This window comes from Bacillus paranthracis, from assembly GCF_001883995.1.
GTDB lineage: Bacteria > Bacillota > Bacilli > Bacillales > Bacillaceae_G > Bacillus_A > Bacillus_A paranthracis.
In genome coordinates, this window is record NZ_MACE01000049.1 from 315452 (window position 1) to 330371 (window position 14920).

A 14920-nucleotide genomic window follows, 5' to 3' on the forward strand; every position below is an offset into this window, starting at 1 on the left:
CCTTTAATACGTCTCTCTTACATACCCTTACTATAAGAGAGGTTGTAAAATACAGATGTGACATTTCGCACAGTTCAAGAGATTGTCAAAAATTCCGGAAAAAATATAAAAAAGTGAAAATCTAATCATTGTGGAGGGCTCACATCCTTCACTGACTGTTAAATTACTTCCTTGCTTCTATCAAAATTTAAGATGAAGTACAGATAATAATGAGCTTCCAAAAAATTTCTTATATAATAGAGGAAGTAATTTGGGAGTAGTTAAATTTGGTATACCTAAATCGTTAGATGAGGTAATAAATGAAAATACAATACTTTAAATCCACCATATCAAGGGCAACTATCCTGAAAATAGTTGAACAAAAAACGCCAGAAAATCCATATGAATTGTCAGCAACTTAGATTGAATCCATAGAAGAATACACCAAGAATGGCAGGATTTTAAGATAATAATACAAGGAGTATATTATGAAATTAGAACCGCTTTATGCAGAAAACATTATCGTAGCCGTCATATATAAAAATGAGTTTAGATGGTATGTAACAGATAAAGAACTATGGTTTTTAGATTATAATAAATTAGATAATGCATATAAAAATTTAGGTATAAGCATTGAAGATAATGACGAAGCGGAAGAAAGAAATGGAATAAAAGTATTAGATCATGAAAATGTAGAAGTATTTTTAGTAAGGATTAATCAATATAAAACAACTAAAGAAGAATTAAATTATTTACTACTTGAAAATATTAAAAGGAAAAATGCAGGAGAAGATCTATTAGATTTTAGTCCAATCTTATTAATTAACTTTGATAATAAAATACTATATTCAATGTTTCCAGAACCGGCATCATACGAAAACTATGTACCCAAAGATTGGAGTGGTACATATGAAGATTTCACTGAATTCATACCTACATCAGAGAAATATTGGATAGATAAGTTTAATAATAATCTACTTTTACTATAATTTAAGTAGGAAAATAGTGATGATAGTATAAGAATTTATTACCTTAATAGAGCTTATGAGATTAATAGAGAAGTAAAAGGAGGAAAATAGTCATGAAATATCCATATAGTTTTGAAGTGCTTAACAGTGGCGATTTAGTTATGAGACTTCCTAAAGAAATTAAACTTGTTGAAACTTTTTTAGGAATTGAAGTTGCAGCTTTTGGAGATTGGATTTTAGAAGAAATACATAGTATTTTAAACGGAGAAAAAAATTATGTGGTAGTAAATGGCAACATTTGCGGTTTAGAAATTCAGAACGACACAACTACTATATTAGACAATTTAGCCGAAGATGGTAAAGGAGAATATTGTGAGATTGAAACAATGGAATTGGTAGAATTAATTCATATTTGGTTAAATAAACGAAAAGAATATAAGAAAGATACAAAATAAAGGAGTGTAATAATTTAAATAGCTGGTCTCTTCATGTGAAGTCGACTTTATTTTTTATTCACAAGGGGTATTAATATATGTTCCAAACTATACGCGTAGGGTTTCCTACGCTATTTATTTTGCTCATTGAGGTCAATCTTTCCTTCCCCTCTTCTACTTTTACCGACGATACTATTCTATATCAAGATATATTTCACATAAAAAGAGAAATCATTATTTACCATATTGCCCTTAGTTACTGAAACAATTATACTAGATGTAATCAGAATAAATAATCTGAATATTCTTAGAATTAAAGGTAATAGTTTTATACTCGCACATAGAGAGGTACGTTCTATTTTCCACTAAATAGATTAGAAAACGATAATAACATTAGGAGGATTACGATGCACCAACTTGATTCATTACATCCCATTATAGAAAAAATAATGAACAATATTGAAAAAATAATGGTCGGAAAAAGAAAAGAAACGATTTTAGCTTTGACAGCTCTCTTAGCTGAAGGTCATGTACTATTAGAAGATGTTCCTGGCGTTGGGAAAACAATGTTAGTACGCGCTCTTTCTAAATCTATTGATGCTGATTACAAGCGAATTCAATTCACACCTGATTTACTACCGTCAGATGTAACAGGTGTTTCTATTTACAATCCGAAAGAGCTCCAATTCGAGTTCAAGCCTGGACCAATCATGGGGAATTTTATACTTGCTGATGAAATTAATCGTACATCTCCCAAAACACAATCTGCCTTACTTGAAAGTATGGAAGAAGGCAATATTACAATAGATGGTATGACAAGACCGTTACCAAAACCATTCTTTGTAATGGCTACACAAAATCCAGTCGAATATGAGGGAACATATCCTTTACCAGAAGCCCAGCTCGATCGTTTCTTATTGAAGCTAAAAATGGGATATCCTTCACCAGAAGAAGAATTTGAAGTTTTAAACCGGATGGAAAAAACAAATCCCCTCTCCCTTTTACAAGCTATTACTACAATAGAAGAATTACTTTATTTGCAACAAAGCGCACGGGAAATAAGCATGGACAAAGCAATCAAGCATTACATTGTAAAGCTTGTTAGTCAAACTCGCTCTTATAGTTCTATACAACTAGGTGCAAGTCCACGTGGCTCGATTGCTTTAATGAAAGCTTCACAAGCTTATGCATTCATCCATGGCAGAAATTATGTTATTCCAGACGATGTTAAATTTTTAGCTCCTTACGTGTTAGCTCACAGACTCATTCTAAAAATGGAAGCAAAATTTGAAGGAATAACAGGGGAACAAGTTATTTCAAAAATCGTTGCGCGAACTACTGTGCCGACTCAAAGGAAGATGAACCTTTGATGAAACGCATGCTACGAGCACTATATCACGTTTTGAAGTTATTACTAATCCCTTTATGCCTAGTGTTAACATTTGTGTACGCTATGCTTCAAGGAGGATTTGTAAGTTGGTTTTTATTTTACAGTATGGTTCCTATTGGCCTTTATTCACTATTATTCCCCTTCTACGCTTTACGGGGTGCTGAAGTAAAAAGAATAACAAATCAAAACGATTATGTAGCAGGAGAACGATTTGTAAGCACGATTACAATAAAAAGAAAATTTCCTTTCCCCTTACTTTATTTAGTTATAGAAGATGAACTGCCACCACACCTTACAAGTTGTAGACAAACAAAGATGAATAAAACAATACTCTTTCCAGGATTAAAACGAAATTTTTCGTTTCAATATGCAATTGACACAATCCCTAGAGGAGAACACACTTTTTCAAGCATACGCGTCAAAACTGGTGATCTATTCGGTATGATGGAGAAAGAAGTAACTTTTTCAGTTCCGGATACATTTTTAGTCTATCCTCAGTATGTAGATATAACGTATCAGCAATTGGAAAACCATTTCGAGCAAGGAGCGCTCTCAGCAAATATAAATTTCACAAAAGACTCTACCATTTCTGTCGGTGTGAGAGACTATAAACCTGGTGACCGCTTTTCATGGATTGATTGGAAAGCAACTGCAAGAACAAACAACATTATGACGAAAGAGTTTGAACAACAGCGCAGCCATAATATTATGATATTCATAGACAGAACTGAGTCTCCTCTATTCGAATCAGTCGTCACATTTACTGCCTCTATTGTCAGGGCTGTATTGAAGCAAAATTCACCAGCGTCATTTGTGTCTGTCGGAAAAGAACGAACTTTTTTCCCTTTAGACAATGGAGATAGTCAGTTGCAGCAAATCTTTTGTCATTTAGCGAAAGTACAAGCGGACAGTGTATTCCCGCTCTCCCGGAGTGTAGAAATGGAATTAAGAAAAGTTTATGAGCCCGTAACAATTATACTCGTGACAAGCGATCTTTCTCCCGATATTCAAAAGGCAGCTGACTATGCCGCTATACAAAATAGAAAATTACTAGTTTTGGTCGTGAAAGAAAAACCGAATCAACTCTCACATCGAGAACTCAGTGTTTTAGAAACTCTACAAAAACGAAAAATATTTGTAAATGTGGTTTATGAAAACCGATATACAAACGTGTTTTTTGAGGTGAGCAAATGACAACATTACAAACAAAATACAAATGGGATATGAGCAGATTCTTCATGCATGCATGCGCATTTCTACTTTTACTAGAATGGATACGACCCCTTTTAGGTATTACAAACGTAGGTAGATTAGATATTTTTGTAATATTTATAGGAATTTGCTTCACACTCTCTTTTTTTCAAACAAAGTGGCAGATTCCGATAAAGATCGTGACAATTTTATTCATCATTCATCTCCTATATTATAAAAATATTTTTATAAATCCATCTTGGCTAACGAAATTTTTTACTGATATTTCTCGAAATTCCTCCCTGTTATTCCAGGGGAATTTGCTAGATATTTCTCCAGTTTTTCCAACCGTTTTATTTTTTCTATCATTTTGGTTTTTGAGTGCTTTCATCTCTTTTTGGTTGATTCATAAAAAGCGTGGATTGTTATTTCTTATATTGACTATTATTTATATCACAATTTTTCATAACTTACATTTATACAATGCAAACTACGCTATTATTCGTACTGTTGTCATCGGCTTTTTTATGCTTAGTCTTCTTCGCATAGAACGAATAAAAGAGAGTGAACACTTACAAAATTATGCTAGAGAAATCTCAAAATTACTTAGACCTATTACAATATTTATTGTATTGTCAGCAACCATCGCATACTTTGCTCCAAAATTTGGCCCTCAATGGCCAAACCCAATGGATTTTTTACAATTCAACACATCCGAAGTAAGTAAAAAACAAGAAGTTTCTAAAATTGGCTATGGTTTAGATGACTCAAAATTAGGCGGTCCTTTTACGGCAGATCCTACAATTGTTTTCACAGCACAAACGCAAAACAAACAATATTGGAGAGTAGAAACGAAAGATTTTTATACAGGAAAAGGCTGGGAAGTTTCTGAAAAGCAAAAAAAGGTTACTTTTAAAAATAATAACGACGTCGTAAGTTGGTACGAACAAAATACAAAAACAGAGACAACTAAGGCAACAATCACCATGCAAAAAAGGTATCCTCACCTTACCTATCCAGCAGGATTAATATCAGTTGAGGCTTCTTCCGATGTATCATACAGCGTTGACCCATTTTCAGAAAAAATCTATACGATGGACGGAGACTCTTCCACTACTTTACATTCATATAAAGTAACATATGAGGTCCCGGAGTTTTCCATAGAAAACTTGAAAGCTGTAAAAACGAATGAAGGTCAAGAAACAAATCCTTATTTCATGACAAAGTACACGCAACTTCCCAAATCATTACCGCAGCGAGTAAGAGACTTAGCTGTAAGTCTAACAAAGGATAAAGACACCCGATACGATAAAGTATTAGCTATTGAAAACTATTTCACCGACCATTCTTTTATATATGAAACAACGAATGTCTCATTCCCTGCCCAAAACCAAGATTATGTAGATCAATTTCTTTTCGATACAAAAAGTGGCTACTGTAATAATTTCTCGACATCTATGATCGTGTTACTTCGTTCTGCTGGAATTCCCGCTCGCTGGGTAAAAGGTTATACAGAAGGAACTCTTGATAATACGCTTGTGGGTGCTGAAGGTGAGGATGTTTATAAAATCGCGAACGATAACGCACACTCTTGGGTCGAAGTATACTTCCCTGGATACGGATGGATTCCATTTGAACCAACAAAAGGATTTACGAATCCCTATAATTTTATAAATAATACTCCTGCTCCTACTTTACAAAATAACGAAGTATATAATTCTAATAACGAACCAATACAACAACGAAACAATGAAGCAAAGCTCAAAAGTTTAATAGAAGATACAGAAGAAGCTTCTACTAAAAAGATTCCAAATTCTAAAAATGGATTTTCTTGGTGGTACGTATTCCTCTCTACAATACCGATTAGTATTATAGGATACCTTCTATTCATCACTAGAATGAAATGGATTACGCTTTTTATCATTCATTTCTATAAATATCGAAAAGATGATGCCGTTTATACAAAAGCTTACGATTCTCTCCTAAAACAATTTGCGCGAATTGGTATACGACGAGATGAGAGTCAAACATTCCGAGAATATGCTCTCCATGTTGATACACTTTACAACTCGGCCGATATGCAACAACTTACTTTCAGTTATGAGAATGCTATATATCAAAAAGGACAAGCCGCAGCAGAATGGAAAAAATCCGTACACTTATGGGAAGTGCTTATGAAAAAAGCTGCTTCTCCACCTAAATCAAATGACTTCCATTCAGCGATTTAATATTGACAATGTGAATGTAAATAAAATGCCTCAAAGAACAAAATAGTTCTTTGAGGCATTTTTTAATAAAGTGAAACTCCTAGTTATTCGCCAAGTACCTTCTCAATCTCAACCTCTAAATCCACCGGCTTCGTTTGCGGTGCAAAACGCCCTACTACTTTTCCGTCTTTTCCAATTAGAAATTTTGTAAAGTTCCATTTTACTGCTTTCATACCGAGTAAACCTGGTGCTTGTTCTGTCATGTATGTATACAGAGGATGAGCCTTATCACCTTTTACATCAATTTTTGCAAACATTGGGAAGTTTACACCGTAGTTTAATTCACAAAAACTAGTAATATCTGCTTCTGTTCCTGGTTCTTGCCCTCCGAATTGGTTACAAGGGAAACCGAGTATTTCTAGCCCTTGTTCTTTATATTTATCATATACTTCTTGTAATCCTTTATATTGCGGTGTAAACCCACATTTACTAGCTACATTTACAATAAGAAGTGCTTTTCCTTCGTAATCTTTTAACGATTTTTCTTCACCTGTAATTGTTTTAGCTGAAAAATCATAAACTGTCATTGTCCTTACCCCTCTCTTCACTATCATTCCATGTTTATACTATACTACATTCGTGAATTTACAGCTCTTATTACGTATTTCTCTCTACAATTGAAAGCGCTTTATTTTCGTTCGAAAATTCGACACAAATTACTAGACTTTTATGATGGAAAGTTTTACAATTGAATTGTGAACAAAATGTGACAGTTTATATTCTATTATTATAGAAAAGGATGGTGTTCAATATGAAAACTGCACAACATGAAACGATTTCAAATCGCGAGTTTTATTTCGTACTATATATGATGTTATTGTATGTGATTGGCTGGGTAATCGATGTAAATGGTTTATTTTTAAGCTCCTACTTTAATTTAGCGGGAGAGATTATGCTTCCATTAGTTGGCGGCATTGTTGGACTATTCGTTATGTCTATTAATAAACAACAAAGACAATAAGAACATTACAAAAAGGCAGAAGACGAAACTTTCGTTTTCTGCCTTTTTGTATTTTTAGCGTATAATAGTTACATACCGTATATAAGGAGTGGTAAAGATGAAAAAAGTAGAACAATTATCTTCTCACCTATATCTGATTGATGATTTTGATTTACAACATAATGAACGAACTGGTACGTACGTTTTATTAGGTGATGATATTACTTTAATTGAAACTTGTGCAGCCCCTTCTCTTCCGTATATTTTAGACGGCTTACAACAATTACATATTGATTTAAACGAAGTTAAAAACATTATCGTTACACATGTTCATTTAGATCACGCCGGTGCTGCTGGTTTAATGATGGAAAAATGTCCAAATGCTACTTTATATGTGCATTCTCGCGGTGCTCGTCATATGATTGACCCAACAAAACTCATTTTAGGTGCAAAAGCTGTGTACAAAGAAGATTTCGATAAACTTTTTGATCCAATTCTTCCAATTGAAGAAGAACGTGTTCATATTGTACAACATGGTGATACGTTACAAATTGCAGAAGACCGCATCCTTACATTTTATGATACACCGGGACATGCAAAGCACCATATTAGCATTCACGATTCATTAACAAACGGCATTTTTACTGGCGATACAATTGGAATTTATTATAGAGAACTCGCAGACCTTGGTGTAGAACTGTATTTACCATCAACGTCCCCTTCACAATTCCAACCAGATGCGATGATTGCTTCTAAAAATCATATTCAAAGTATGAATGTAGATACTATTTATTTCGGCCATTACGGCGCATCATCCAATGTTACAGAAGTATATAAGCAACTAGAACATTGGTTACCTATTTTCGTTCATACTGGTAAAGAGGTCTTTGAAAAATATAATGATTTCGATGAAGCTACTAAAGCTTTGCAAACTGTATTAATAGATAAGGTCTCTTCTCACCTTACAAAGTTAAACGTTCCATCAGATCATTCCGTTTATAACATTTTACATCTAGATATAGAAATTAGTGCGATGGGCATTATAGATTATTTCACGAAGCAAGAAAAAGCAAACACCACTATTAAATAACTGTAAAAGAAGAGATATACAACAGTAGTTATTGTATATCTCTTCTTTTTTTGAATATATTTTGAGTAAAGGATGGTGGAATATAATGCAAAAAGTGATGCTATACCTCTGCTTTACATTATTTATCGTCTTATTATTATTTGTCGGAGTGAAAATTCAATTTTATTTAGATACAGACGCACAAGTAAATTTTAACGTTTATCCAAGATTATTCTACTTTACACTCTTCCCTCTTATAGTCGGCATTTTATTACGATTCCTTCAATCTATTAATCGTGAAACAAGTAAACAAAACTGGCGCTTTCAACCGGATAAATTTATCACCATTACTGTGCCTACACTATTCATTTCCTTTTCTCCAGCTCTACTCTTTTCACCAGTTGGTGCGTACCTACCTTATTTAGCTAATATTATTCTTATAAATACAACTTTTGTTACGATAATTAGTTTAATAGCTGGTTATTCCCTTTTAGATTGTTTTATACAAAAGGATCCTGTGAATAGCAAAAATGAAGAATGATTCTGCGCTCCCTTGTTTCTCGCTGCTACATTCATAAAATAACAAAAAAACTCTTAGTTACTTTTAAATACAAACACTTATCATATAATAAAAATGGAATGCTTTACTTACTATATATTTAGGAGGGGATTGTAATGACTTATGGATTTAATGACCATTATCGACAACAAACTGGAGTCCATCCTGTTTTAGATCAAATTTTAAATAATTGGAGTGGAGATCAGAAAAAACAGTTTACGCTTTAATTAATAAATATGGTTTACCCAGTGACGCCAGTACTAGAATGATAATTTGGCACAATAATGGACCATGGAAGCGCACTGTGGTTTACCTCGACCCAGTTCCTCATAACTTTCCAACACCTCATCTTGACTATTTAGCACAAACGATTGATTTTAAAGCACCTATACAACTTTTAGATGAATTAACGAAATTTGATGGTAGTTTATATTTAGATCGTACTGCTGGTGAAGCAACTGCTAAATGTGACCTAGAAGCTGCTAACTTTATGGCTTTAAACTTAATGTATGATATTGTTACCGGGAAGCGCACTGCAGAAGATGCTCGCCGTTTTGCAGTTGAAATTGAAAAACAACTACGATTACAAGGACAATCCTCACCATATTTTGAAAGATTTTTATTCCCACAGCAAAGCCATACAGCTGATCCAGATATATCTTATTTTTAAAAATATACTCCTCACCCAAAATACATGCGAACATTATATTTCTTAACTAAACAAGGAGAACCTGAGTTTTCACAGGTTCTCCCTTTCTATTTAACCAGTTCATCCACATACTCCATAAACTGCTCTGCTTTCATAAATCTTTCTTTATATGCCTCAGGTACTTCTTCTACTTTTATTGCACCGGTTGATTTTGTCTTCACTCGTACGATTTCATGTGTCATTAAAGCTTCCATATAGCGATCAAACTCTTCTTGCGTTAATACTTCTTTACTTGATTTATGACCATTTAATTTATCAAAGTATGGTTGAAGGCCCATACTTACCTTTTTCATTTCTTCTCTTTTTTCTGATGATAATGCATCATAATCAATATTACCGTTCGAATCTCCGTACGCAAGCTTTGCATTCGTTAATTTCTTTAGTTCTTTTGTAAACACTTCATATTCTTTCGTACCCATTTCATCTTTCGCTTCTGATAACTTTGCACTAAAACGCATGTACGCCTCTAATGTCATCGTTCCAGCATGCTTTTTTAAATTCTCAAAAGATCCGTATATACCATCTGCCATAATAGATTGATACGCAAAACCAGTCGTCGGGATTAAAAAAGCCGCTGCAAGTACTCCTGCGATAAGGCGTTTCTTCCTCTTACGCCCCCCTTGATTCATTTTTATTTGAACGATTACTTTTTCTTTCAACTCCGGCGGGGCAACAATCCCCTTCGCTTCTTCTTGTATAGATTCTCTAACTCTACAATCTAAACTCATTTCACATTCCCTACCTCTCCTAAAAAGATTTCTTCTATTTGCTCTTTTTGACGTAGTTTTTTTAATGCTGCGTGAATTCTAGATTTCACAGTACCAATTGGAATATGTAATATTTGTGCTACTTCTTCTTGAGAGTAATCGTGTAAGTATCTTAAGATAATAACTTGTTTCAATTTATACGGTAATTTATGAATAAGTTCGATTAATTTTTGGTTTGATATTTTACTTACAACATCGCTAGAAAAATCAATTTGTACTGGTTTTCTTTGCTCTTCTGCTTTTTTTATAATTCGTAGTCGCATCCACCTCTTTCTTCTATAAGAATGAATTTGTTTAATTGCAAGTCCAATTAGCCAAGGACGAAATGGCTTCTCGCTATCATACTTACGAAGCGATTCATATAGCTGTATGTATATTTCTTGAACGACATCATCTACATCTGCTTTATCATCTATTAAAAAATGTGCTGTCTTATATACTTCTTGGATTGTTTTATCATACAATTCGCTATACGTTTCTTTATTGCCCGATAAAGTTAATTGGATTAAATGTGTGTCATCTATTTCACCCTTCATATTCCAGCCCTCCTTTGTCTTACACAATATATTGGCAAGTAATTTATATTTCGTTCGATTTTTCTAGAAAATTTTATATAAATTAATATAATGATTCAATACGTTCATAAGCTTCGCTTATAACCTTGCATAATAATTATATAATTTTCCAATTTCTAATGAAGACTTAAAATGATTTATATAGTCAAATTTAGGAGGATATATGATGAAAGCTATCGTTGTAACGTCGTTCGGAGGACCTGAAGTGATGAAATATACAGATGTAGATATACCGGCTATTTCAGAAGATCAAGTTTTAATTCGTGTTGTTGCTACGAGTGTAAATTTCGCTGATATTAAATCACGTTATGGCAAAAAAGGAAATAAAGCGCTACCTTTTATTCTAGGGATAGATGCCGCTGGTATTGTAGAACGTGTCGGTTCTCATGTGAAAAATATTTATCCTGGACAACGTGTCATTGCTTTCCCTCAAAATGGGTCTTACGCTGAATATGTTGTTGCAAATGAAAATCTTACTTTCACATTACCTGATGAAGTCGATTTTCAAATTGCAGCAGCATGCCCTATCGTATCTTTCACAAGCTATAATTTACTCGCAAATGTAGCAAGGCTTCAACAAGGTGAATCTGTACTCATTCATGCGGCGGCTGGTGGAATTGGCACTACTGCTATTCAACTTGCAAAACTATTAGGGGCTGGAACAGTTATAGGTACTGTCGGAAGTGAAACAAAAAAAGAAATTGCTTTAGATGCCGGTGCTGATTATGTAATTGGTCATCAAGATGAAGATTTTGTAGAGAAAGTCAATGAGCTGACAAATGGTGAAGGGGTTGATGTAATTTTAGACTCTATTTCTGGAACGGTTTCGGAAAGAAGTTTAAAATGTCTTGCTTATTACGGCCGCCTCATTCATTTTGGTAATGCAAGTGGTGAAATTGGCAATTTCCAAACGAAAGATTTACATGCAAGTTGCCGCTCTATACTCGGTTTTAGCTTTGGAACTACACGAAAAAAACGTCCTGAACTACTCCAAGAAACTGCAAATGAAGTTTTCCGTTATTTGCGTGACGGACGTTTGCAAATCAAGGCTACGAAATCTTTTCCACTTCAAGATGCAGGGAAAGCACATGAATGGGTCGAAAGTAGAAAAAGTACAGGGAAAGTAATACTAACTGTTCAGTCCTCCTCCTGAAATGAATACTTGAAACCGAGGTGTCATTCATGGGATCACGAATTATGCATGCTATTATCGCTAACGGTATTGCCGAAAAACTATGTATTCAAGATAAAACTTCTTTCATACTCGGAGGTGTAGCCCCTGATGCGGTTCATTCAGCAGAAGAAAAAGGAACTTCACACTTTTACGCTGGCACAACGAAAAATTATACGAGAAGGATAGCTTTTAATTCTTTTTTTCAAAAATATAAAGCTCAAATGGATTCCCCTTTTCTCTTAGGCTATTACACTCACCTCATTGCCGATGATAATTGGCTAAGTGGATTTTTTCTACCTTGGCTAAAAAATAGAATAGAAAATGACGAGACGATCGCACCCCTGTACTATAACGATTTTAAATTGTTAAATGCAAAGTTGCTTCATCATTACGATAAAGAACAACAGCTCTTCTCGCTTCTCAATCAAGATGCTCACATTGTCAATATTGAAGAGATTTCTAAAGAAAATGTTTTAGAATTTCGAAAATATCTTTTTGAAGATATGTTGTATCCAGAGCAACATTTGCATAAAGACTTACAGGTGTTTACGTTTAATCAAATCATTGGTTATATTGAGACAGCTATTGAAAAAGGCGTATTTTATATTAATCAACTCTCTAATGAAAAATCCACTTCAAATATGTAATCCCCCTCAATATATTTGAGGGGGGATTTTCACATAACAATATTATTATCGGTTCTTTTCCATAACCGCAAAATAATTCCCTTCACTATCAGCAAAGTTAAACACTTTACCAGAAGGCATAGTTACCATTTCTCCAACAGTAACATTTTTATTTGTTAAATCTGTATATAATTGATCAAGATTTTCTGAGAAGAACATTAAAGATGGTGTACCAAGATTCAATTCTGGGCTCATTTTAGAAATCACTTCTTTATTATGTAGTATAATGCTCGTTTCAGCACCGCTTTTCGGAGCGATTTCAATCCATCTCATTCCTTGTTTGTTATCTTCCTCTGCTACTACATGAAACCCTACCTTTTCCGTCCAAAAATTGACTGCCTCATCTTGATTATTTACATATAACATAATTTGTCCTACTTTATGAATCATTACATTTCCCCCTAATTGTTTTTATATTCTATGTAGCTTTCTACAGGTACTATCGTTATTCCTTTTGAGTTGGTATGTACTTCTTTGCAAAATTTATCGACTGACTCATCCCATCCAATTCATCAAAATAATCATTTCTTTCAATCATGTTATATCCTTCGAATCCAATTTTATCTAATACCTTGAAGAATATATCGAAATCTACTTCACCATTCCCTGCTGCGACTTCAATATACTTACTTGAACTATCGCTTTTCACTTTTGTACAATCTTTAATATGAGTTTGTACTATATAATCTTTTAATAGCAACAAACCTTCTACCGGATTTTCATTTACATCACTAATTAAATTTGCTGGATCAAAGTTAATCGCTAATCCTTTTGAATTTATATTTTCTAAAAACCGCTTTAACACTATCGCTTTTTCAGATCCCGTCTCAATGGCGAAGAATCCTCCAAATCTGAACGCTAAGTCTCCTATTTTATTACAAACACGTATCATTTTATCATAGTACTCACTATTTTCATCATCTGGAATTTTCCCAATATGGGCTGTCACTATGTTAGCCCCTAACCTTAACCCTTTATCACTTAATTACAAACAAAAAAGACGTAACTACAAATAGTTACGCCTTCCTCATCATTTATCTAGGCTTTTTCTTCCCAGTAAATGCTGGTTTCTTTTTCTTTGGTGCTTTCGGTTTTGTTTCTACAAATGATCCTTTGAACATTTCTTGCTTCGTAAATACGATACCTAGTTTTTTCGCAAATTGTAGTAATTTACGCTCTTCTTGCGGTGTTACAAGAGATACAACAGTTCCTTCTTTACCCATACGTCCAGTACGTCCAGAGCGGTGAATATATTGGTCTACTGTGTCTGGTAATTCCAAGTGAATTACATGTGTTAAATCATCAATATCGATACCGCGTGCTGCAATATCAGTAGCAAGTAAAATTTCTAATTTTCCTCCGCGGAAAGCACGCATCGTCGCTTCACGCTCTTGTTTACTTGCTTCTGCATGAAGAGCCGCTGCTTTCATTTTACGGAATTTCAATTTCTCTGTAATTTCGTCTAAACGGAATGGGTCGTTTAAGAAAGCAACTGCTTTTACATCGCCCATATGCATAATTCTTCTTACGTAATCATTTTTCTCGCGTCGCTCACAAATGATATACGTATGCTCAACTAAGCTTTTTGACTCTGCTCGTGTTACACGTACTAATTGTGGTTCAACTGCTAAGTCACGTGCCGCATCTTCTGCAGCTTTTGTCATTGTAGCCGAGAAGAATACTAATTGACGATCGCGCATCGTAGATTTAATTACATCTTGTACAGCGCCCATCATCTTTTGTTTTACAATTTGATCAAACTCATCAAATACAATTGTTTTCACTTCATGCATTTTTAGCTTTTTCATACGAATTAATTCTAAAATACGTCCCGGTGAACCGACAATCACTCTTGGGTGTTTCTTTAATTTTTCTACTTGGCGCTTAATATCTGCACCACCAATTAAAGATGCACCTGAAATTTCAGTTCCTGCTGTAAACTTTTGAACCTCTTCATGAATTTGCATGACAAGTTCACGTGTTGGTGCTAAAACAACAACTTGTGGCTGTTTTACTTCAGGATTAATTTTATGTAAAAGGGGTAATAAGTACGCTAATGTTTTTCCTGTTCCAGTTGGAGATTCAGCTATAACGTCTTGTCCTTCTAAAATAGTTGGAATCGCTTGTTTTTGAATTTCAGTTAACTCTTTAAAACCAGCCTTCTCCCAAGCTTGTTGTAAAAATGGTTGCATATCTTTTATCATTTGTTTTT

The 14920-nt window shown here is 34.1% G+C and carries 15 protein-coding genes and 2 pseudogenes; 11 read left to right on the plus strand and 6 right to left on the minus strand.

Going from position 1 to position 14920, the window contains the following annotated elements; translation table 11 throughout:
• The first annotated feature begins 467 nt into the window (after window positions 1-467).
• From BAQ46_RS18650 to BAQ46_RS18670, 5 genes are all read left to right on the plus strand, one after another.
• Entirely contained in the window at window positions 468-968 is a 501-nt protein-coding gene (locus BAQ46_RS18650) for a hypothetical protein (RefSeq protein ID WP_000764321.1), read from the plus strand.
• A gap of 92 nt (window positions 969-1060) precedes the next feature.
• Window positions 1061-1402 (plus strand): hypothetical protein, encoded by a 342-nt coding sequence (locus tag BAQ46_RS18655; protein WP_000877034.1) that lies wholly within the window; start codon window positions 1061-1063, stop codon window positions 1400-1402.
• Window positions 1403-1788: 386 nt separating this feature from the next.
• The gene (locus tag BAQ46_RS18660; RefSeq protein WP_071742409.1) at window positions 1789-2751 is read left to right on the plus strand and encodes an AAA family ATPase; all 963 of its coding nucleotides are present in this window, start codon (window positions 1789-1791) and stop codon (window positions 2749-2751) included.
• Window positions 2751-3965, plus strand: coding sequence for a DUF58 domain-containing protein (locus BAQ46_RS18665; protein WP_071742411.1), 1215 nt, complete (start codon window positions 2751-2753; stop codon window positions 3963-3965). Before BAQ46_RS18660 ends, BAQ46_RS18665 begins: the two co-directional genes overlap by 1 nt.
• Window positions 3962-6190 carry a transglutaminase TgpA family protein gene (locus BAQ46_RS18670; RefSeq protein ID WP_071742413.1) on the plus strand — a complete coding sequence of 743 codons (2229 nt, stop codon included), beginning with the start codon at window positions 3962-3964 and terminating at the stop codon, window positions 6188-6190. The genes BAQ46_RS18665 and BAQ46_RS18670 overlap by 4 nt, the downstream gene beginning before the upstream one ends.
• Before the next feature lie 83 nt (window positions 6191-6273).
• Here BAQ46_RS18670 and bsaA read toward each other — a convergent pair whose 3' ends face one another.
• Complete coding sequence (bsaA, locus tag BAQ46_RS18675; RefSeq protein WP_000219435.1) at window positions 6274-6756, minus strand: glutathione peroxidase; 483 nt, start codon at window positions 6754-6756, stop codon at window positions 6274-6276.
• A 224-nt stretch (window positions 6757-6980) separates the two neighbouring features.
• Between bsaA and BAQ46_RS18680 the strand changes: the two genes are divergently transcribed.
• From BAQ46_RS18680 to BAQ46_RS18695, 4 genes and pseudogenes are all read left to right on the plus strand, one after another.
• A complete protein-coding gene (locus BAQ46_RS18680; protein ID WP_000844978.1) occupies window positions 6981-7190 on the plus strand; it encodes a DUF3925 family protein in 210 nt (69 codons plus the stop codon).
• 97 nt (window positions 7191-7287) lie between these two features.
• A complete protein-coding gene (locus BAQ46_RS18685; RefSeq protein ID WP_000754986.1) occupies window positions 7288-8259 on the plus strand; it encodes an MBL fold metallo-hydrolase in 972 nt (323 codons plus the stop codon).
• An 85-nt stretch (window positions 8260-8344) separates the two neighbouring features.
• Complete coding sequence (locus tag BAQ46_RS18690; RefSeq protein WP_071742415.1) at window positions 8345-8779, plus strand: hypothetical protein; 435 nt, start codon at window positions 8345-8347, stop codon at window positions 8777-8779.
• 134 nt (window positions 8780-8913) lie between these two features.
• A pseudogene (locus BAQ46_RS18695) lies at window positions 8914-9467 on the plus strand (hypothetical protein).
• Between the two features lie 86 nt (window positions 9468-9553).
• Here BAQ46_RS18695 and BAQ46_RS18700 read toward each other — a convergent pair.
• Both BAQ46_RS18700 and BAQ46_RS18705 read right to left on the minus strand, forming a co-directional pair.
• On the minus strand, window positions 9554-10234 hold the full coding sequence (locus BAQ46_RS18700; protein ID WP_071742417.1) for a DUF3600 domain-containing protein: 681 nt from the start codon (window positions 10232-10234) through the stop codon (window positions 9554-9556).
• Window positions 10231-10809 (minus strand): sigma-70 family RNA polymerase sigma factor, encoded by a 579-nt coding sequence (locus BAQ46_RS18705; RefSeq protein ID WP_071742421.1) that lies wholly within the window; start codon window positions 10807-10809, stop codon window positions 10231-10233. The genes BAQ46_RS18700 and BAQ46_RS18705 overlap by 4 nt, the downstream gene beginning before the upstream one ends.
• Before the next feature lie 205 nt (window positions 10810-11014).
• Between BAQ46_RS18705 and BAQ46_RS18710 the strand changes: the two genes are divergently transcribed.
• On the plus strand, window positions 11015-12001 hold the full coding sequence (locus BAQ46_RS18710) for a quinone oxidoreductase family protein (protein WP_071742423.1): 987 nt from the start codon (window positions 11015-11017) through the stop codon (window positions 11999-12001).
• 29 nt (window positions 12002-12030) lie between these two features.
• Window positions 12031-12669 carry a zinc dependent phospholipase C family protein gene (locus BAQ46_RS18715; RefSeq protein WP_071742425.1) on the plus strand — a complete coding sequence of 213 codons (639 nt, stop codon included), beginning with the start codon at window positions 12031-12033 and terminating at the stop codon, window positions 12667-12669.
• A gap of 45 nt (window positions 12670-12714) precedes the next feature.
• On the opposite strand, the gene BAQ46_RS18720 is transcribed toward BAQ46_RS18715, so the two are convergent.
• The 3 genes and pseudogenes from BAQ46_RS18720 to BAQ46_RS18730 all read right to left on the minus strand — a co-directional run bounded on the left by BAQ46_RS18720 (window position 12715) and on the right by BAQ46_RS18730 (window position 14912).
• Window positions 12715-13098, minus strand: coding sequence for a VOC family protein (locus BAQ46_RS18720; protein WP_071742427.1), 384 nt, complete (start codon window positions 13096-13098; stop codon window positions 12715-12717).
• Window positions 13099-13153: 55 nt separating this feature from the next.
• A pseudogene (locus BAQ46_RS18725) lies at window positions 13154-13693 on the minus strand (sugar phosphate isomerase/epimerase family protein); the annotation flags it as partial.
• A 49-nt stretch (window positions 13694-13742) separates the two neighbouring features.
• Complete coding sequence (locus tag BAQ46_RS18730; protein WP_000588613.1) at window positions 13743-14912, minus strand: DEAD/DEAH box helicase; 1170 nt, start codon at window positions 14910-14912, stop codon at window positions 13743-13745.
• Window positions 14913-14920 lie beyond the last annotated feature (8 nt).

Coding starts and splice junctions, on each gene's coding strand:
- BAQ46_RS18680 (WP_000844978.1), top strand. CDS start 6,981: ATGAAAACTGCACAACATGAAACGATTTCAAATCGCGAGTTTTATTTC.
- BAQ46_RS18700 (WP_071742417.1), bottom strand. CDS start 10,234: ATGAGTTTAGATTGTAGAGTTAGAGAATCTATACAAGAAGAAGCGAAG.
- BAQ46_RS18670 (WP_071742413.1), top strand. CDS start 3,962: ATGACAACATTACAAACAAAATACAAATGGGATATGAGCAGATTCTTC.
- BAQ46_RS18710 (WP_071742423.1), top strand. CDS start 11,015: ATGAAAGCTATCGTTGTAACGTCGTTCGGAGGACCTGAAGTGATGAAA.
- BAQ46_RS18655 (WP_000877034.1), top strand. CDS start 1,061: ATGAAATATCCATATAGTTTTGAAGTGCTTAACAGTGGCGATTTAGTT.
- BAQ46_RS18685 (WP_000754986.1), top strand. CDS start 7,288: ATGAAAAAAGTAGAACAATTATCTTCTCACCTATATCTGATTGATGAT.
- BAQ46_RS18660 (WP_071742409.1), top strand. CDS start 1,789: ATGCACCAACTTGATTCATTACATCCCATTATAGAAAAAATAATGAAC.
- bsaA (WP_000219435.1), bottom strand. CDS start 6,756: ATGACAGTTTATGATTTTTCAGCTAAAACAATTACAGGTGAAGAAAAA.
- BAQ46_RS18665 (WP_071742411.1), top strand. CDS start 2,751: ATGAAACGCATGCTACGAGCACTATATCACGTTTTGAAGTTATTACTA.
- BAQ46_RS18650 (WP_000764321.1), top strand. CDS start 468: ATGAAATTAGAACCGCTTTATGCAGAAAACATTATCGTAGCCGTCATA.
- BAQ46_RS18715 (WP_071742425.1), top strand. CDS start 12,031: ATGGGATCACGAATTATGCATGCTATTATCGCTAACGGTATTGCCGAA.
- BAQ46_RS18730 (WP_000588613.1), bottom strand. CDS start 14,912: ATGATAAAAGATATGCAACCATTTTTACAACAAGCTTGGGAGAAGGCT.
- BAQ46_RS18705 (WP_071742421.1), bottom strand. CDS start 10,809: ATGAAGGGTGAAATAGATGACACACATTTAATCCAATTAACTTTATCG.
- BAQ46_RS18690 (WP_071742415.1), top strand. CDS start 8,345: ATGCAAAAAGTGATGCTATACCTCTGCTTTACATTATTTATCGTCTTA.
- BAQ46_RS18720 (WP_071742427.1), bottom strand. CDS start 13,098: ATGATTCATAAAGTAGGACAAATTATGTTATATGTAAATAATCAAGAT.